19 protein-coding genes and 1 pseudogene are annotated in these 18,035 nt (G+C 72.7%); 5 read left to right on the top strand and 15 right to left on the bottom strand.

The features are described from left to right. Positions 1–173 precede the first annotated feature (173 nt). The 6 genes and pseudogenes from pafA to B4E97_RS07985 form a co-directional block, all read right to left on the bottom strand. Positions 174–1,577 carry a Pup--protein ligase gene (pafA, locus tag B4E97_RS08005; protein WP_286959430.1) on the bottom strand — a complete coding sequence of 468 codons (1,404 nt, stop codon included), beginning with the start codon at positions 1,575–1,577 and terminating at the stop codon, positions 174–176. Positions 1,578–1,636: 59 nt separating this feature from the next. Next, complete coding sequence (locus tag B4E97_RS08000) at positions 1,637–1,873, bottom strand: hypothetical protein (RefSeq protein WP_019284912.1); 237 nt, start codon at positions 1,871–1,873, stop codon at positions 1,637–1,639. Beyond that, the gene (locus tag B4E97_RS07995; protein ID WP_286959428.1) at positions 1,870–2,064 is read right to left on the bottom strand and encodes a hypothetical protein; all 195 of its coding nucleotides are present in this window, start codon (positions 2,062–2,064) and stop codon (positions 1,870–1,872) included. The genes B4E97_RS08000 and B4E97_RS07995 overlap by 4 nt, the downstream gene beginning before the upstream one ends. 87 nt (positions 2,065–2,151) lie before the next feature. Next, complete coding sequence (locus tag B4E97_RS07990) at positions 2,152–3,762, bottom strand: diadenylate cyclase (RefSeq protein WP_349681172.1); 1,611 nt, start codon at positions 3,760–3,762, stop codon at positions 2,152–2,154. Beyond that, positions 3,645–3,908, bottom strand: a pseudogene (locus B4E97_RS19125) (hypothetical protein); the annotation flags it as partial. The gene B4E97_RS07990 and the pseudogene B4E97_RS19125, both read right to left, overlap by 118 nt. 205 nt (positions 3,909–4,113) lie before the next feature. After that, positions 4,114–4,308, bottom strand: a complete 195-nt coding sequence (locus B4E97_RS07985) for a helix-turn-helix domain-containing protein (protein ID WP_376786855.1) — start codon at positions 4,306–4,308, stop codon at positions 4,114–4,116. Here B4E97_RS07985 and B4E97_RS07980 point away from each other — a divergent pair. Together B4E97_RS07980 and B4E97_RS07975 are read left to right on the top strand one after the other, a co-directional pair. Continuing rightward, positions 4,288–5,343, top strand: a complete 1,056-nt coding sequence (locus B4E97_RS07980; protein WP_414632788.1) for a DUF917 domain-containing protein — start codon at positions 4,288–4,290, stop codon at positions 5,341–5,343. The genes B4E97_RS07985 and B4E97_RS07980 overlap by 21 nt on opposite strands. Positions 5,344–5,350: 7 nt before the next feature. Further along, positions 5,351–6,448 carry an asparaginase gene (locus B4E97_RS07975; RefSeq protein ID WP_286955949.1) on the top strand — a complete coding sequence of 366 codons (1,098 nt, stop codon included), beginning with the start codon at positions 5,351–5,353 and terminating at the stop codon, positions 6,446–6,448. Between the two features lie 25 nt (positions 6,449–6,473). On the opposite strand, the gene B4E97_RS07970 is transcribed toward B4E97_RS07975, so the two are convergent. The 4 genes from B4E97_RS07970 to B4E97_RS07955 all read right to left on the bottom strand — a co-directional run bounded on the left by B4E97_RS07970 (position 6,474) and on the right by B4E97_RS07955 (position 10,872). Further along, positions 6,474–6,668 carry a ubiquitin-like protein Pup gene (locus B4E97_RS07970; RefSeq protein WP_019284907.1) on the bottom strand — a complete coding sequence of 65 codons (195 nt, stop codon included), beginning with the start codon at positions 6,666–6,668 and terminating at the stop codon, positions 6,474–6,476. 70 nt (positions 6,669–6,738) lie between these two features. Then, positions 6,739–8,247, bottom strand: coding sequence for a depupylase/deamidase Dop (dop, locus tag B4E97_RS07965; protein WP_037212216.1), 1,509 nt, complete (start codon positions 8,245–8,247; stop codon positions 6,739–6,741). Positions 8,248–8,256: 9 nt separating this feature from the next. Then, a complete protein-coding gene (locus B4E97_RS07960; RefSeq protein WP_286955951.1) occupies positions 8,257–8,811 on the bottom strand; it encodes a TetR/AcrR family transcriptional regulator in 555 nt (184 codons plus the stop codon). A 12-nt stretch (positions 8,812–8,823) separates the two neighbouring features. Then, the gene (locus B4E97_RS07955; RefSeq protein ID WP_286959419.1) at positions 8,824–10,872 is read right to left on the bottom strand and encodes an MFS transporter; all 2,049 of its coding nucleotides are present in this window, start codon (positions 10,870–10,872) and stop codon (positions 8,824–8,826) included. Between the two features lie 124 nt (positions 10,873–10,996). Between B4E97_RS07955 and B4E97_RS07950 the strand changes: the two genes are divergently transcribed. The 3 genes from B4E97_RS07950 to B4E97_RS07940 all read left to right on the top strand — a co-directional run bounded on the left by B4E97_RS07950 (position 10,997) and on the right by B4E97_RS07940 (position 13,095). Beyond that, the gene (locus B4E97_RS07950; protein WP_286959418.1) at positions 10,997–12,343 is read left to right on the top strand and encodes a M20/M25/M40 family metallo-hydrolase; all 1,347 of its coding nucleotides are present in this window, start codon (positions 10,997–10,999) and stop codon (positions 12,341–12,343) included. A 115-nt stretch (positions 12,344–12,458) separates the two neighbouring features. After that, positions 12,459–12,668 (top strand): hypothetical protein, encoded by a 210-nt coding sequence (locus tag B4E97_RS07945; RefSeq protein ID WP_019284902.1) that lies wholly within the window; start codon positions 12,459–12,461, stop codon positions 12,666–12,668. Between the two features lie 67 nt (positions 12,669–12,735). Then, entirely contained in the window at positions 12,736–13,095 is a 360-nt protein-coding gene (locus B4E97_RS07940; protein ID WP_029212373.1) for a DUF3054 domain-containing protein, read from the top strand. A gap of 93 nt (positions 13,096–13,188) precedes the next feature. On the opposite strand, the gene B4E97_RS07935 is transcribed toward B4E97_RS07940, so the two are convergent. From B4E97_RS07935 to B4E97_RS07915, 5 genes are all read right to left on the bottom strand, one after another. Continuing rightward, positions 13,189–13,590: a type II toxin-antitoxin system VapC family toxin gene (locus B4E97_RS07935; RefSeq protein WP_019284900.1), complete on the bottom strand. Its 402-nt coding sequence runs from the start codon at positions 13,588–13,590 to the stop codon at positions 13,189–13,191. Continuing rightward, positions 13,577–13,807, bottom strand: coding sequence for a FitA-like ribbon-helix-helix domain-containing protein (locus B4E97_RS07930; protein ID WP_019284899.1), 231 nt, complete (start codon positions 13,805–13,807; stop codon positions 13,577–13,579). Before B4E97_RS07930 ends, B4E97_RS07935 begins: the two co-directional genes overlap by 14 nt. Before the next feature lie 104 nt (positions 13,808–13,911). Continuing rightward, entirely contained in the window at positions 13,912–15,546 is a 1,635-nt protein-coding gene (gene arc, locus B4E97_RS07925; protein WP_414632787.1) for a proteasome ATPase, read from the bottom strand. Beyond that, on the bottom strand, positions 15,543–16,694 hold the full coding sequence (locus B4E97_RS07920) for a tRNA (adenine-N1)-methyltransferase (RefSeq protein WP_286959416.1): 1,152 nt from the start codon (positions 16,692–16,694) through the stop codon (positions 15,543–15,545). Before B4E97_RS07920 ends, arc begins: the two co-directional genes overlap by 4 nt. 127 nt (positions 16,695–16,821) lie before the next feature. Further along, entirely contained in the window at positions 16,822–18,009 is a 1,188-nt protein-coding gene (locus B4E97_RS07915; protein WP_286959414.1) for a M50 family metallopeptidase, read from the bottom strand. Positions 18,010–18,035: the final 26 nt, after the last annotated feature.

Raw genomic sequence — 18,035 nt, 5'->3', positions numbered from 1 at the left:
CCCCGCCGCTCCCGCACGCGCTGAGCGCGATGGCCGGGACGGCCGCGAGGGCGAGGGCAGAGCTGGTGCGCAGGCGCAAAAGAGGGGTCCTTCGCTCGGATGTGGGTCGTTTGAGCTCGTGCCACCCTAGCGGGCGATCCTGTGGCGGGGCTGTCGGCGTCCGGCTCCCTGGCTCAGGTGCCGGGCCAGGTGCCGGCCGGGGCGGGGTGCTCGCCGAGGCTCGCGACGAGCCGCTCGACCCGCGGGTCCTCGTAGGCGAGCGGGTCCTTGCACAAGGTGGTGCGCTGGTTGCCGTCGTTGAGCTTGAGGTGCACCCAGTCGACGGAGTAGTCCCGCCGAGCCGCCCGCGCCGCGGCGATGAAGTCCCCGCGCAGCTTGGCCCGGGTCGTCTGCGGGGGCGCCGTCACCGCGTGCTCGATCTGCTCGTCGGTGGTGACCCGCGCGGCGAGCCCCCTGGCCTGCAGCAGGTTGAACAGACCCCGGCGCGGGTGCAGGTCGTGGTAGGCGAGGTCGATCTGCTGCAGCCGCGGGTGCTCGAGCGGCAGGCCGTTGCGGCTGGAGTAGTGCTCGATGAGGCGCCGCTTGATCACCCAGTCGATCTCGGTGCCGACCTCCTGCAGCCGCCCGGAGTCGACGGCCGACAGCACCCGCTCCCACAGGTCCAGGACGCGCTCGTGCACCGGGTCGTCGCTGCCGCCCTCGTCGACGAAGCGTCGCGCGGCCTCGAGGTAGGCGCTCTGCACCGCCAGGGCGCTCGTGGTCCCGCCGCGCTGCAGGGCGACCTCGGCGCGGCCGGTCGGGTCGGTGCTCATGGTGCGTATGGCGGCCGTGGTGCTCGCGAGGGTGAGGTGGGGCAGCGGGACGCCCTCCTCGATCATCCGCAGCACGAGGTCGGCGGACCCGACCTTGAGCAGCATCGTCGTCTCCGACATCGTCGAGTCCCCGACGATGACGTGCAGGCGGCGGAACTTCTCGGCGTCGGCGTGGGGCTCGTCGCGGGAGTTGATGATGGGCCGCGAGCGCGTGGTGGCGGAGGACACGCCCTCCCACATGTGGTCGGCGCGCTGGCTGACGCAGTAGGTCGGCCGTCCCTGGGGGTCGACGACGAGCTTGCCTGCGCCACAGGTGATCTGGCGGCTGACGAGGAAGGGCACGAGGGTGTCGGTGACGGTGCGCAGGTCGGTGGACCGGTGCACGAGGAAGTTCTCGTGGCAGCCGTAGGAGCTGCCGGAGGAGTCGACGTTGTTCTTGAAGACGTAGACGTCGCCGACGATCTCGTCCTGGGCCATGCGCAGCTGGGCGTCGTCGGCGAGGCCCTGGACGATGCGCTCGCCGGCCTTGTCCTGGGCGACGAGGTCGAGCAGCGAGTCGCACTCGGCCGTGGCGTACTCCGGGTGCGAGCCGACGTCGAGGTAGAGCCGTGAGCCGTTGGCGAGGAAGGCGTTGGAGCTGCGGCTCCAGGCGACGACGGAACGGAACATGTAGCGCGACACCTCGTCGGGGGTCAGTCGCCGCTGGCCCTCGGAGGTGGCGGTCACGCCATACTCGGTCTCGATCCCGAAGATGCGTCGATCCATGGCACGACCCTACCGGCGGCAGTCACGTCGACCGGCCTTCGTCCGCCAGGCTGATGCACCTACCGCCGGTAGGTCTGTCGCGAGGAGGCGAGCCACCGGATGAACGGGATCACCATGCAGATGACGAAGACGGCCAGGACCGGCAGCCCGGCCCAGATCGTGAAGGCGTCCCAGAACACCCGGTCGTCGTGCAGGAGGTCGCCGAAGGCCACGAGCATCCCGTAGACGATCGCGAGGACGGCGGTGACGCCCCAGCCGGGGTTGCGGCCGTAGCGCGCTGATGGAGCCTGGGTCATGACAGACCTCCCTCTCGGTAGAACGGGACGCCGACCAGCACGACGACGGCGACCAGCAGCAGGAGCGCCCCCACGACGGTGAAGCGGTGCCAGAAGCCGGCGTCCTGGTGCGCGCGTGGCCCGAGCGCCACGGCGAAGCCGTAGATGACGGCGAGCAGCCCCACGATGCTCGCCCCGGTCCGTAGGTCCATGGGATCCCCCTCGATCGCGGTTGCCTCGAAACTACGGGGCACGCCTCGCCGCGCGCCCGTGACAGGTGTCACGAGGTCAGGTGAACCTCAGGCGAAGAAGGAGGCGTTCATGCGGGGGTCGGTGCGGAACGGCACCGTGCGCACCCGGGTCCGCGAGCGCTCCCAGCGCAGGTCCTCGATGGTGAGGCACACCGCGTTGGCGCGCTCGCACTGGCTCTCGGACAGATAGAAGGCGAATCGGCGCAGTCGCTTGTGCAGGGCGTAGAACGCCTCGAGGTCGAGGTCGCGGGCCTCGTCGACGTCCAGGCTGCCGGCGGCCTCGAGGTCGGCGAGGGCCTGCTCGACGTCCTCGGGCCGGACCCGGGGCGCCAGCTCGGGATAGACGTCGATCATCCCGTCCTCGGAGACGATGACCGTGAGGCAGGGGGCGGTGGACGCCTCGGTGTAGCGCACGGCCGAGTTGTAGCGGGACCCGCGGCTCGGGTCGCCGGCCCCGGTGGCGACGCCGTCGAGGATGACGCCGACCGCATGGCAGACGCCGTCGGGGGTGAGCAGGACCGCCCCGTCGATGCGCGTGACCGCGTCCAGCACGTCCGAGCTGAGCTGCTGCGGCCGGATCGACAGCGCCTGAGGTGCGAGCCGCCTGGCCTCCTCGGCGGCCGCGGTCGTGACGACGAGCAGGGCGCCGCGGGCCTGCTGCGCCGCGCTCTGGGCCAGCATCCAGATACCTCGTATGTCGTGGTCGGACACCTCGTCGAACACGCGCCGCATGGCGTCGATGAACAGGCTGGTCGACATCCGCGGGCGGGGCAGCTGCGGGTGGCCGCTGGACACCCGCAGGAGCGGGTTGCGGTTGTAGGCCATCTGCCAGGAGCCCTGCTCGAGCAGCGTGAACCGGAAGATGTCGTTGTCGGAGTCGTCGGGCTCGTCGTGGGCGAGCGGCTGGACCGACCCGAGGCCGTAGATGCGCTGGCCGTCGATCAGCAGGTGCAGCCCGGGGCGGGTCATCTCCAGGAGCTTGCGGAACTGCCGCCGCTCGCGCACCGACACCGCCGAGCGCAGCTGGACGTCGACGGAGATGCGGGGGTGCCCCTCGCGGGCCATGACGACGGTGCCGGAGCCGACGCGACCCTCGTAGGGCGTCGACGACAGGCCCTCGAACGCGTCGAACAGCCCCTGCCCGAGCCGCTCCCCCGCGATGAGGGCGGCGGAGTAGACGAGGTGGTTGGCCGACCGCCGGATCGCGTCGTTGGGGACGTCGTCGTCGATCGGCGAGATCGAGCGCGGCGGCCGGGCCGCGAGGAGGGCGTGGGTGGCGATGCGCAGCAGCTCGACGACGATGCCGTGCGCGAGCGAGGTCGTGAGCGGGACCCCGTCGATCTCGTCGTACGGGAGGGCGTTGAGCTCGGCATACGCGCTGCTGTCCACGCTGATGGCGGGGTGCACGACGTAGTCCCCGACCCGGGCGCCGCTGCCGATGAAGAAGGTGCGCCCGCGGCCGGCCCGACCGCTGTCGAGGGCCGCGGCGACGGCCTCGCGGCGGGTCTCGTCGAGGAAGTGGTCGAGCCGGCCTGCTGGACCGCGGCCGACTCGTAGGTCTCGTCGTGCGCCGGGTGGGCCTCGAACCGGCGCTGCGCGTCCGCGCGGATGCCCTCGAGGTCCTGGATGCTGAAGCCGCGGTCCGCCGGGGCGATGCACACGTCGGGTGCGCCGGGCACCGTGACGTCGTCGGCGAGGAAGCCGACGAGCAGCGCGTCGGCCGAGACGATGGCCCCGATCTGGTCGGTCGCGCGGTCGGTGGCGCGGTCCAGGGAGAGGCGGAACTGCTCCTGGAGCTCCCACATGAGGTGGTGGGGGGTGGGGTTGACGGTCACGTGCTGCCTTCGGGGTGCCTTGCGGAGGTATGACGGGCCCCGGCCGGTCCCCTCCACCACGGACCCGGACGGCCCGGGCAAGGATATGTCCGACCTGACCCGCGTTCGGCCGATTCGGACCAGATCGCACCCGGATGCCCGTCGTCCGGGCAGCAGGGGCCGGCGCTCGACGTCGTCAGTCCGCCGACGGGTTCAGCACGGCGTCGGCGAGCAGGGCGACGGCGACGTCGTCGAGCGGGTCGGCGCTCGCGGTCCGTCCGCGCAGCAGGTCGCGGGCCACGCCCAGCCGGTAGCGCACCGTGTTGTGGTGCACGAAGCAGGCCCGAGCCGTCGCCGGGACGCTGCGGCCGTGCCGGAGGTAGGCCTGCACGGTGGGCAGCAGCGCCGCGTCGCGACGGGCCGTGTCGCGCTGGACCTGTCCGAGCTGCCCGACGACACCTGGACCGCCTGCCCGTACGTCGCCGGCGCCCTGCCCCCGGGAGGAGAGCTCCCGCCGCTGGCTCCGGGCGTGCCGCCCGAGGCGCTGGGCGCGCTGCTGGCCCTCGAGCAGCACCTGGGCGAGCCGGTCGGGGCGATCGTCGCGACCGAGCTCGGCGCCGAGAACACCGCCGACGCGATGTCAGCGGCCGCCGCCCTCGGCCGACCGCTGCTCGACGCGGACCTGGCGGGGCGTGCCGTGCCCGAGCTGCCCCACAGCACCTACCACCTCGTCGGGCTGCCCATCGCCCCGCTGGCCCTCTCGACCCGTCAGGGGGACACGCTCGTCGTCCCCCACGTCGCGTCCGAGCAGCGGGCCGAGGACCTCGTGCGAGCGGTCTCCGCGGCCAGCGGCCACTCCGTCGGGGTGGCCGATCACCCCCTGCGGGGCCGAGATCTCAGAGCTCGGGGGGCGCTCATCCCCGGCACGATCAGCGCGGCCGGCCGGCTCGGGCGGACCTGTCGCGAGGCCCGCGAGTCCGGCGCGTCCGGCGAGGAGCTCGCCGACGTGATCGCGGCCCACGCGGGAGGGCACGTGGCGTTCCGGGGAGTCGTGACCGACTACGGCTGTGCCCTGGCAGGGGGTTTCAGCCGCGGCAAGGTCGTCCTGCGGGACGACGCGGGCTCGCGCTACGCCATCGACGTGCAGAACGAGTTCATCCTCGCCCGGCGCGACGGCGCGCTCGACGCCTGCGTCCCCGACCTGATCGTCCTCGTCGACGAGTCCGGCCTGCCGGCGCTCAACCCCGACGTCGAGGTCGGCCGGCGGCACAGCGTGCTCGTCCTGCCGGCCCCCGCTCCGTGGCGGACGGCCCGTGGTCTCGAGCTGCTGGGACCCCGTTCGTTCGGCTACGACCTCGACTGGACTCCTGCCTCGGCGGCATCGGCGGCATCGACGTCCACGACCCCTTCGGCGCCCACGGCATGATGGGCGCATGCCTGATGCCGTAGCCGACGTCGCCACCTCCGCTGCTCCTGCTGACTCTCTTGCACCTGCTGGCTCACCGGCACCTGCTGATGCTCCTGCACTCGACGGCCGGCTCCCCCGCGTCGTCGTCGTCGGCACCGGCGGCACGATCGCCGGGTCGTCCGCGGCGACGACGGCCAAGCACTACCAGGCGGGCGTCCTGACGGTCGAGGACCTGCTGGGGGCGGTCCCGCAGCTCGCTTCCCTGGCCACCATCACCTGCGAGCAGCTGTGCCAGATCGACTCGGTCGAGATGGACCTGCCGCTGCAGCTCACGCTCGCCCGGCGCGTCGCCGAGCTCGCGGCCCGTGACGACGTCGACGCCGTCCTCGTCACCCACGGCACCGACACGCTGGAGGAGTCGGCCTACCTGCTGCACCTGGTCGTGCCCACGGACAAGCCGGTCGTGGTGGTCGGCGCCATGCGCCCGGCCGATGCCCTTGGTGCGGACGGGCCGAGCAACCTGCTCAACGCCGTCCGCGTGGCGGCCCACCCGTCGTCACGTGGTCTGGGGACCCTGGTCGTCGTGGGCGAGGAGATCCACTCGGCTCGTGAGGTCCGCAAGGAGCACACGTCACGCGTGGAGGCCTTCGGCTCGCCGCACGGGCCGCTCGGCGAGGTGGCCGGGGGTGTGCCCCGCTACGCGCACGTGTCCCGCCGGCTGCACGGGGTCGCGTCGGCATACGACCTCGAGGCCCTCGAGGGGCTCGACGACCTGCCCCCGGTGGAGGTGCTCGTCACGCGCGCCGGGATGTCCAGCGCCCTGGTGGACGCGGTCGTCGCGACCGGCGCCCGCGGCATCGTCCACGCGGGGCCGGGAGCCGGCAACGTCCCCGACCGCGTCGCCGAGGCCCTCGACCGGGCTCGCGCCGCCGGGGTGGTGGTCGTCCGGTCGAGCCGGGTGGCCCGGGGCACGGTGGCCCGGGGGGATGCGTATGACGACCAGGGGCACGACTACGTCGCCGGCGGTGACCTGGGGCCCTACAAGGCGCGCGCGCTGCTGGCCCTGGCGCTGACGGTCACGGACGACACGGCGCGCATCCAGGACATGTTCGACACGCACTGACGGGACGTCCGCAGACCTCAGCGGGTCACTGCCCGCCCTTCTGCACGAAGCCCTTGACGAACTCCTCGGCGTTGGACTCGAGCACCAGGTCGATCTCGTCCAGCACGGAGTCGAGGCCGGCGTCGTCGACGGAGGTGGTGACCGGGGCCGTCGGCACGGGTGCCGGGACGTCCGCGGGGTCCGGCTCGCGGCGCTGGGGCTGGATCTGCTCCTGGGACATGGGGTGCCTCCTGCTGGTCAGGGCGTTCTGGTCAGGGCGTTCAGGTCGGTGCGTGCTGGTGCTGACGGGGTCAGACGATCCGGTCGAGCAGGTCGGCCATGGTAGGGCTGGCGTCGACGATGCTCTCGAGGTGGGCCCGGGTGCAGCGCTCGGGCTCGGGCAGCGACAGGCGACTCGGCGGCTCTCCCGGGGCACGACGCACGATCACGGAGTCCCACGACGCGGCGAGCAGCTCGTGCGGATAGCGCTCGACCATCGTGCCGCGCAGCCACGCCCGGGTGTCGTCGGGCGGCGCGGTGACGGCGGACCGCACCTGCTCCGGCGAGGTGAGGCGGTCGATCCGTCCGGCGGCCTCGAGCTTGTGGTGCAGCCCCTTGTCGGGGCGCACGTCGCTCCACTGGATGTCCATGGCGCGCAGGCGGGCGTCGTCCCAGCCCAGCCCGTCGCGCGAGCGGTACTGCTCGAAGAGCGCGAGCTTGGCCACCCAGTCGACGCTGTGGGCCGCCGACAGGACGTCGTCGCCGAGCATGACCATGAGGTGGTCCCACCGGGTCATGATCTCCTGCGTCTCCTCGTCCAGGTCGTGGCCGTAGTGACGCGACAGGTGGTCGTCGACCATCTCGTAGTAGGCCCACAGGATGTCCAGCCCCGTCATGCGCCGTCCGTCGGTCAGCTCCACGGTGGTCCGCAGCGTCGGGTCGTGCGAGATCTGCCGCAGCGCCGCCACCGGGTCCGCCGGCATGAGGGCCCGCGTCACGTCGCCGTGCTCGATGAGGCGCAGCACCAGGCTGGTGGAGCCGAGCTTGAGCAGGGTGGCGGTCTCGGCCTGGTTGGCGTCGCCGATGATGACGTGCAGGCGGCGGTATCGCGTGGGGTCGGCGTGCGGCTCGTCGCGGGTGTTGACGATCGGGCGGCGGATCGTGGTCTCGAGCCCCACCTGGCGCTCGAAGAAGTCGGCGCGCTGGCTGATCTGGAACCCCGCCTGGTGCGACTCGGGCCCGATGCCGACGCGGCCGGCGCCGCAGATCACCTGTCGCGCGACGAAGAACGGCATGAGCTGCCGTGCGACAGCAGCGAACTCGACGTCCCGCGCCAGCAGGTAGTTCTCGTGGGTGCCGTAGGAGCTGCCCTTGCCGTCGGTGTTGTTCTTGTAGAGGTTGATCTGCCGACCGCTCAGCTCGGCCTGGCGCTGCACGGCCTCGGCCATGACGAGCTCCCCAGCGCGGTCCCAGACGACGGCGTCGTGCGGCGAGGTGACCTCGGGCGAGGAGTACTCCGGGTGGGCGTGGTCGACGTAGAGCCGGGCGCCGTTGGTGAGCACGACGTTGGCGGCGATCTCGTCGTCCTCGTCGGTGAGCTGGCTGGAGTCGGCCACGGCGCGCGGCATCTCGTGGCCGAACTGGTCGGCGAGCGGCGCCTCGGTCTCGTAGTCCCAGCGGGTGCGCGAGACGGTGATCTCGGGCCGCGTCGCATAGGCGTTGACGATCTGCCCGGACAGCACGATCGGGTTGGCGTGCGGCTCCCCCGGGACGGAGATGCCGTACTCCGTCTCGATGCCCATCACTCGGCGTACGGTCATGCGCCCACCCTAGTGCGAGCCCCCGGAGGCCCCGCCTCGGTCGATGATCAGCTGGACCGCCGCGCCGTAGCGCTCCACCAGGTCCTCGTCGTGGGCCCGGTCCCCGAGCAGGCCCAGCACCCGCGCGGAGACGGCGAGGCCGACGACGGTCGCGACGACCATCTCGGCGGTCTGCTCGGCCGTGTCGCCACCCCCGAGGCGGGCGGCGAGGGGGACGGCATACGCGGCGTGGAACCGGGACCGCACCTGCTCGATGTCCGGTGCCGGGAGTGCGAGCACGACTGCCCGGGCGAGGGGCTCGGGCCCGTCGGAGCCGAGGCGACCGACGACGCTGCGGACCAGCTCGTGCCCGAGGCGGTCGACGGGGTGGGACAGGTCCTGCTCGTCGGGGGCGAACTCGACGGAGGAGCTGAACAGCTCGGCCTTGCTGCCCACGAGCTTCATCACGAGGGACGCGGACACCCCCGCCTCCGCGGCGACGTCGCGCACCGACACCGACGAGTAGCCGCGCTCGGCGAACAGGCGCCGCGCGGCTCGGACGATCAGCTCTCGGCTCTGGCTCACCCGGTGATCCTCTCAGGTGGTCGCCCTCGCGGCGAGCACCGCCGCGGCGTGCTGGTCGGTCGGCTGCTGGTCGGTCGGCTGCTGATCGGGCTGCGTATGGCGGGGAGCGGGGCCGAGGTCGAGGTCCACCCGGCGCTCGACCCCCGTGAGGGTGACGCCGACCGAGCCGGTGCGGCCGGTGCTCGGGTCGGCGGCGGTCACCACGTGGCGCCCATGGGTGGACAGCGGCAGCACATAGCCCCCGTCCGCTCCGGTCCGCGTCGCGCCCGAGACCTGACCGGTGAGCGCCGTCATGGTCACGAGCGCGCCAGGGACGGGGCGTCCGTCGGCGGTGACCTGGCCCGCCAGCTGCAGCCGGTCCCCCAGGTCGATGTCCTGGGCGTGCGTGCCGCTCACGTGGACGACCTCGCTGTGCGGCTCCCAGCCGTCGGCCGCGGTCACGGTCACGTAGTCCCCGGGGCCGGGCAGGACGATCGCGTAGCTGCCGTCCGGCTCGACGCGGGCCCAGTCCACCTGGTCGCCCTCGAGGTCGATCACGGTGACGACAGCGGACCGGACCGGCCGGACGCCCGTGGCGGTGACCCGGCCGGCCACGACGATCTCGTCCGCGTCGTCGGCACGCGCCCGGCCTGGCGACACGGCGGGCGCCGGACGCGCGGACGGCAGGAACGCCGCCACGAGCGCCGACACCAGGGCCGCCAGCGCGCACACCCAGAAGATGTGCCTGAACGCGTCCAGCGTCGGCAGCGCCACGCCCCCGACGCGGGTCACGGTGGTGGTGAGGATCATCGCGACGACGGCGCTCGCCGAGGAGGTGCCGACGGCGCGCAGCAGCGAGTTGAGGCCGTTGGCCGAGGCGGTCTCGGTGATCGGGACGGCGGCCATGATGAGGGTGGGCATGGCGGCATACGCGATCGCCGTGCCGGCCGAGACGAGCATCGCCCCGAGGACGATCTGCCACAGGTGGTCGACGAGGAAGACGCGCAGGACGTAGCCGCCGGCCAGCACCAGCGCCCCCGTGACCAGCGTGGTGCGTCCGCCCCAGCGGCGGGTGATGGCGGCCGAGGCGGGCGACAGCAGCACCATCATCAGGCCGCCGGGGACCATGGCGAGGCCGGCCTGCAGCACGTCGAGGCCGAAGCCGAACCCCGTCCGCTCGGGCAGCTGGAGGAGCTGGGTGGTCGACAGCATGTTGCCGTACATCGAGAAACCGACCAGCACGGACGCCAGGTTGGTCAGCAGCACCGGCTTGCGCGCCGCGGTGCGCAGGTCGACCATCGGCGTCCTGGCGCGCAGCTCCCACGGCACCCAGATCGCGAGGAGCACGACGGAGGCCACGGCCAGGACGAGGGTGGTCTCGCTGGTCCAGCCCCAGTGGCTGCCCTTGGTCACGGGCAGCAGGAAGGCCACGAGCGCCAGGGACAGCAGGACCGCGCCGACCCCGTCGAAGGACCCGGGGGTCCGGAGGGTCGACTCCGGGACGACGAGCGGTATGGCGACCAGCATGGCCGCCGCCATGGCCGCGGAGACCCAGAACAACGCGTGCCAGCTCGTGTGCGCCGAGATCAGGCCGGCCAGCGGCAGGCCCGCGGCGGACCCGATGCCGAGGGTGGCGGACATCAGGGCGACCGCCCCGCCGACCCGCTCGCGGGGCAGCTCGTCGCGCATGATCGAGATGCCGACCGGGATGAGCGCCGCCGCGAAGCCCTGCAGGGCTCGTCCGGCGACGACCACGGCCAGCGTCCCCCCGAGGGCACCGAGCACCGACCCCAGGATCTGGAGCACGAGGCAGACCAGCATCATCCGGCGCTTGCCGTGCATGTCGGCGAGCCGGCTGACGACGGGGGTCGCGACGGCGCTGGTCAGCAGGGTGGCCGTGACGAGCCAGGACGCGTCCTCGGCGGTCGTGTGCAGCAGGGTCGGGAACTCCGGCAGCAGCGGGACCATCAGGGTCTGCTGCAGCGCCACGATCGTGCCGGTCAGGGCGAGCACGGTGGTGACGAGGGTGGGGTTGGCGCGTCTGCGGTGCAGCGCTGCCCGGGTGGTGGGGGCGGCGGTCACGCGTGCCTCTCGTGCGGGGAAGGAGTGGTAGATCGCGAGGTGAACATCCGTTCACCTGGGTCCAGGATAGCGCAGCCCCGGTGGTGGATAGGGTGGCTGCATCGACACTCATCGAGGAGCACAGATGGACCTTTCCGCCGCCCGCGACTACGCCCGCGAGGCCATGCCCCGACTGCTCGAGGACCACGCCACCCTGGTGGGCCACCCGTCCGTCGCCTTCCCCGGCTACCCCCGGGAGCCCATGGACGCCATCGCGCAGGACCTGCTCGAGATGTTCCGCCGCAACGGCGTCCCCGACGTCGAGCTGCTCGACATCCCGGGCGGCTACCCCGCGATCCACGCCGTGGTGCCCGGCCCCGAGGGCTCCCCCACGGTCACGATGTACGCGCACTACGACGTGCAGCCCTGCCCCGAGTCCCAGCAGTGGCACTCGGACCCGTGGGTCGCCACGCGCAAGGACGACGGGCGCATCTACGGCCGCGGCACCGCCGACTGCAAGGCCGGCGTCGTCGCGATCCTCGGCACCATGGGGGCCTTCGACGGCACGCCGCCGTGCACGGTCCGCCTGCTGCTCGAGGGCGAGGAGGAGACCTTCAGCCACATCGAGGACTGGGTGGCCGCCAACCCCGACATGGTGCGCAGCGACGCGTTCATCATCTGCGACTCCGGCCCCGCCAAGGTGGGCGAGCCGTCCATCACCTCCGGCCTGCGCGGCGACGTCGCCTTCACCGTCACGCTGACCACCCTCGACAACGCGGTCCACTCGGGCCTGTTCGGCGGCGCGGCGCCCGACGCCCTGGTCGGCATGATCCAGCTGCTGTCGACGATGCACGACAAGGACGGCAACACGGTCATCGAGGGGCTGCACTCCTTCGACTGGGAGGGGGCCGAGGTCGACGAGGCCGAGTTCGCGGCGTCCGCCGGCGTCAAGGACGGCGTCGGCCTGCAGGGCACCGGGGCGCTCGCCTCACGCCTGTGGTCGCACCCGTCGGCGACGGTCATCGGGCTCGACATGGTGCCCGTCGACCAGTGCTCCAACGCGCTGGTCCCCTCGGTGCGGGCGCGGGTCTCGGTGCGCATCGCCCCCGGCGCCGACATGGCCCGCGAGCTTGAGACGGTCAAGGAGCACCTGCGGTCCCACGCGCCGTACGGCGCCACGCTGGAGTTCTCGGACGACAAGGCCGGCTCGCCGTTCCTCGGCGACACGTCCGGCCCGATCACGGCGACCGCGCTCGCGGCGCTGGAGGAGGTCTACGGCCGGACCCCGGCCCAGGTCGGCTCCGGTGGCTCGATCCCCCTCGTGACCGAGCTGCTGCATGCCTCCCCCGGCGCCGAGGCGATCCTGTGGGGTCCCGAGGACGAGGAGAAGGCCAAGATCCACGGGCCCGACGAGTCCGTGGACCCCGCCGAGATCGAGCGGATCATGCTCGCGCAGATCCGGTTCCTCAGCGAGCTGGGCTCACGCCGCTGACCTCGTCGTCCCTCGTGGTCAGGGGGGCGGTCAGGGGTGGGGCATGACAGCTGTCACGCCCCACCCCTGACTGCTGTGCGTATGCCGTCAGCGCCCGCCCGACAACCATGGAGCCATGACGCGCAACCGCTACTACGCCATCGTCTTCCCCATCCTGTGCCTGGTGCTCGGCTACCTCGGCTATTGGCTCCACGAGAACCGCGGCGTCGAGTACGGCCCCACCGGCATCGCTATCGCGGTCCTCGCCATCGCCGGCGGCTGGCTCCCCCAGCAGCGCCGCGAGGATGAGGTCCCGCAGCCTCCGGCCGGTCGGCAGACGTCCTGACCTCCATCCTCTCCCGTGAGGTATGCCGGGCCAGGGGGCGGCATACCTCACGGGTAGGCTCGGGGCCATGCGTGCCCCGGCCTTCCTCGCTCTGGATCTCGTCCTCGTCGTCGTCTTCGCCGCCATCGGTCGCCGGTCTCACGCCGAGGAGGGCGCCCTGCTCGCCGTCCTCGGCACCGCGTGGCCCTTCCTCGTGGGCGCCCTGGTCGGCTGGGGCGTGGCGCTCGCGGCCCGCCTGTCCCCCACCACGCTGCGTGGCGGCGTCCCGATCTGGCTGTGCACCGTGGCGGTGGGCATGCTGCTGCGGGCCGTCACGGGCGCCGGGACCGCGTTCAGCTTCGTCCTCGTCGCGACCACGGCCCTCGCGCTCTTCCTGCTGCTCCCCCGCCTCGTCGCCCAGCGCTCGGGTCGCCGCGCCGACGCCTGACGCCCCCAGCCCACGCCTATGTGCCGATCTCGCGCTGGGAGCGCGGACTGTGCACGCTGGCTCCGGTCGTGGTGCCTCACCACTGCGCCGTGCTCAGCCGGACACCGTCAAGACCTCTATCCGGCAGCGCGGTCCCGTGGACCGCGCCAGACGTGCGTCACCTGTCACCAGGGATACCTCGAGCGCCTCGGCCAGCGCCACGTAGGCAGCGTCGTACGGTGTGATGTTGTCCCGCAGCTCCCAGCACCGCTCGAGAAGCCGACGATGCGGGACGCGTTCGATGGGCATGGCCCGGAGGTCATCGATCGCCAGTGAGGCCCTCCGCGGCAGCACCTGCCCGGACCGCACCAGCCCTCGCAGGACGGACAGCACCTCAAGATCCACGAGCTCGGGCGCTGCGAGGCGCTCCCCGCGCAGGCGGGACCGGGCACGGTCACCGTCGACACCGTCGTCGACGAGCGCCACGGTCAGGACACTCGCGTCAACGACGATCACGGTCGAAGCGAATCAGATCGCTGGCCTCGGTGAGGGTCACCGCTCCGCCTGCCCGAGAGCCGGCGCGATCGAGAACCTCGTCGAGCGTCGGCCGGGACGCCTCGTCCACCAGCCGGCCCAGGAGGTACTCCTGCAGGGACTGGTGTGCCTCCGCGGCCCGACGTCGCAAGACGGCGTGCGTCTGCTCGGGCACGTCCTTGATCTGCACGCTGGGCATGGCGCCAGTGTGGCGCCATCGGCGCCACTGTGCAAGCACCCCACTCCCGACGGTCGCAATGATCGCCGTCGGTGCCCGAGTGAACCCCGTCGCGTGGGGCGTGCTCAGTCGACCTTGAGGTCCTTGCCGCCGACCAGCGTGTGGATGTTGACGATCCGCTCGCCGCGCTTGCCCGAGATGCGGGCCCAGTCGTCGGGGTTGGTGGTGTTGGGCAGGTCCTCGTTCTCGCGGAACTCCGCGACGTAGGCCTCCATCAGGTGCTCGAGCCGCAGCCCGCGCTCGCCGGTCGTGATCAGCGCCTTGATGGCGGCGGCCTTGGCCCGGTCGACGATGTTCTGGATCATCGCGCCGGACGCGAAGTCGCGGAAGTAGAGGACCTCCTTGGCGCCGGACAGGTAGGTCACCTCGAGGAAGCGGTTGTCCTCGGTGGTGGCGAACATCCGCTCCATCACGGCGTCGATCAGGTCCTCGACCGTCGCGGCGGGGTCGCCGTCGTGGTCGTCGAGCTCGTCGGCGTGCAGGGGCACCTCGGTGGTGAGGTACTTCGCGAAGATCTCGCGCGCCCCCTGCTCGTCGGGCCGCTCGATCTTGATCTTGACGTCGAGGCGGCCCGGCCGCAGGATCGCCGGGTCGATCATGTCCTCGCGGTTGGAGGCGCCGATGACGATGACGTTGTCGAGGCGCTCCACGCCGTCGATCTCGGCGAGCAGCTGCGGCACGATCGTCGTCTCGACGTCGGAGGACACGCCCGACCCGCGCGTGCGGAACAGCGAGTCCATCTCGTCGAAGAACACCACGACGGGTGTCCCCTCGTCGGACTTCTCCCGGGCCCGCTCGAAGATCAGGCGGATGTGCCGCTCGGTCTCGCCGACGTACTTGTTGAGCAGCTCGGGGCCCTTGATGTTGAGGAAGTAGCTCTTGGGCGCGTCCTCGCCGGTCTGGCCGTTGCGCTCCGCAACCTTGCGCGCGAGAGATGCGGCGACGGCCTTGGCGATGAGCGTCTTGCCGCAGCCGGGAGGGCCGTAGAGCAGGACCCCCTTGGGCGGGCGCAGGTGGTGCTCCCGATAGAGCTCCGGGTGCAGGAAGGGCATCTCGACGGCGTCGCGGATCTGGTCGATCTGCGGCGTCAGCCCGCCGATGTCGGAGTAGGAGATGTCGGGCACCTCCTCGAGCAGCAGCTCGGACACCTCGGCGTGCGGCACCGTCTCGAGCACGAAGCTGCTGCGGGCGTCGAGCAGCACCGCGTCGCCCGGGCGCAGCCGCACCCCGTCCAGCGACCCCGCGACGCGGACGACGCGCTCCTCGTCGTTGCGCAGCAGCACGATCACCCGGTGGTCGTCGAGGCGCTCCTTGACGATGACGATCTCGCCGGCCTGCTCGTAGTCGGCCAGCGCCACGACCACCAGCGCCTCGTTGAGCCGCACCTCGCGCCCGGGCCGGATGTCGGCGAGGGGCAGGTCCATCGACACGGCGACCCGCATCTTGCGCCCGGCGCTGGTGATGTCGGCGGTGCCGTCGTCATACGTGCGCTGCACGACCCCGTAGGTCGACGGCGGCGCGGCGATCCGGTCGATCTCCTCGCGCAGGCCCGTGATCTGGTCGCGAGCCGCCTTGAGGGTCGTGGTGAGTCGCTCGTTGGCCTGACCGAGCGCGCCGTTGGCGGTCCGCAGCGCGGACAGCTGGGTGGTCAGGTCACGGATGCGGGCGGCGTGCGCCTCGCTCGTCGGGTCATAGGTCACTGGTCCACCTCCGGGGTGCTCGCGTCGTCCTGGGCCGTATGCCGCTCCGCTGGCGTCTCTCCCGGGTCGCCGTCAGGCGCGGGGTCCTCGTCGCGGCGCTTGGGCGGCATGTCGGGCGGCGGGGCCTCGCCGGTGACGGTGCGGCGGATCTTGCGCAGCCGCTTGTCGGAGACGACCCGCTCGCCGACGTCCTCGGGCGACCACGCGCGGTCGACCTCGACGCCGAAGGGCTGCTCCTCGGGGTCGTCCGGGCCCTTGGCGGGGCGGCGCTTGCGCAGGGGCGGCGTCACCCCGGGGGCCAGGCGACGCGTGGTGATGAGGAAGCCGGTGTGGCCGTGCATGCGGTGGACCGGACGGACGGCGAGCCCCTCGAGGTGCCAGTCGCGCTCGATCGTCTCCCAGGCGTGGGGCTCGGTGAAGCCGCCGTGCTCCTTGGCGCCCTCGGCGACGCGGGACAGCTGGGTGGCGGTGGCGACGTAGCAGATCAGCAGGCCGCCGGGCACGAGCGCGTCGGCGACGGCCTCGAGGCACTCCCACGGCGCGAGCATGTCGAGGACGACGCGGTCGACCGTGCCGGGCTCGCACACCTCGGGCAGGGTCTCGGCCAGGTCGCCGACCGTCACGGTCCAGGCCGGGTGGTCGGTGCCGAAGAAGGTGCGGGCGTTGCCGCGGGAGATCTCGGCGAAGTCGGCCCGGCGCTCGAAGGACAGCAGCCGACCCTGGTCGCCGATGGCGCGCAGCAGCGACATGGACAGCGCCCCGGACCCCACGCCGGCCTCGACCACGGTGGCGCCGGGGAAGATGTCGGCATACTGCACGATCTGGCCCGCGTCCTTGGGATAGACGACGGCGGCGCCGCGGGGCATGGACATGACGTAGTCGGACAGGAGCGGGCGCAGCGCGAGGAACTCCTCGCCGGCCGTGTTGGTGATCGTGGACCCGTCGGGCAGGCCGATGACGACGTCGTGCAGGATGCGGCCGCGGTGGGTGTGGAACTCGCCGCCGACCGCCAGCGTGATCGTGTGCATGCGGCCGCGCGCGTCGGTCAGCTGCACCCGCTCGCCGGGCTGGAAGGGGCCTCGGCGTCCGGCCGCGCCGGTGGGCTGCGGTGGGGCGAGGGGCGCGGTGGCGTCGGGCTGTGTCGTCATGGTCCCTCCACTGTAGTGAGCCGCACCGACAGACCTCGACCACGTCCGGCGGGGCCCGGGTGCAGGGCTGGGGCACTCGGCGTGGGCGTCAGGATCGGTAGCGAGGCTCAGGCGTCAGGCTCGGGCGTCAGGCTCGGCGGCTCGCCGCGTCCTCGACCTCGCCGGCGTCCAGCAGGCCGTGCCCGCCGCCCGGCAGGCGCACCAGGATCACGCCGACCTCGAGCTGGGCCATGCGCTCGACGGCGTCGGTGACGGGGACGTCCGGCGCGAGGTCGATGACCCACCCGGCCGGCTGCTGGTGGGCCACGGCGAGGACGGGGGTGACGGCCTGCTGGTCCACGGGCACCGACTGCACCGCGCGGGGGTCGACGACCGCGGTGGGGACCCCCTGCGCGTCCTGCACGGCGACGACCTGCGCCCCGTGGACGCCGTAGAGCCGCACGGCGTCCGCCACCGACGAGCCTGCGGGCACCAGGGCCGTGGGGTGCAGCAGGTCGCCGAGCCGGACCTGGTCGAGCAGGGCGCGGGCGCGCGCGGAGCGGATGGCCCCGCCCGCCCCGGCCCACAGGAAGCTGCCGATGAGCGCGCCCCACGCGATGGAGAAGAAGTCCGGTGCACGACCGGACAGCAGCGGCCGCCCGATGAACCACAGGGCGACGAGCGCCGCCAGCACGCGTCCGCTCCACCCCGCGACCAGCAGCCCGGTGGTGCGGCGACCGGTGATCCGCCATACGAGAGCGTCGAGCACGAACCCGCCGTCCAGGGGCAGGCCCGGCAGCAGGTTGAAGACGGCGACGAACGCGTTGGAGTAGGCCATGGCGCCCATGAGCAGCCGGGGCACCCCGGCGGGGGTGACGGCGAGGAGCTGCCAGGCCACCAGGGCCAGGGCCGCGTTGGCGAGCGGCCCCGCGAGGGCCACCATCGCGCTGCGGCCGGGGGTGTTGCTGTCGGACTGGTATGACGTGTGCCCGCCCATCAGGTCGGCGACGATCCGGTGCACCCGGTGCCCGAACGCCTGCGCGGTCAGCGCGTGCGCCGCCTCGTGCGCGAGGACCGACACGAGCAGCAGGAGCGCGTAGGCGAACGCGACGGCGTACGCGCCCGCCCCGAGGTCGGGCCGCGACCGCGACAGGGACGGACCGAAGGTCGCGAGGATCACCAGCACGAGGATCGGCCAGGTGCGGCCGAGATAGATGGGGGTGCCGCGCAGCGAGCCGATCCGCCAGCCCGGGTGGGCCTGCACGTCGGCGTCCGCGACGGCCGGCTCGACGGGGCGGTCGGGCGGCGTCGGCTGGGGTCCACGCGGGTCGGACATGGCGCGAGCCTACGTGGCGCAGGGGG

The organism is Arsenicicoccus sp. UBA7492 (assembly GCF_002479615.1).
Lineage (GTDB): Bacteria > Actinomycetota > Actinomycetes > Actinomycetales > Dermatophilaceae > Arsenicicoccus > Arsenicicoccus bolidensis.
This window is presented reverse-complemented; position numbering and strand designations above follow the sequence as displayed.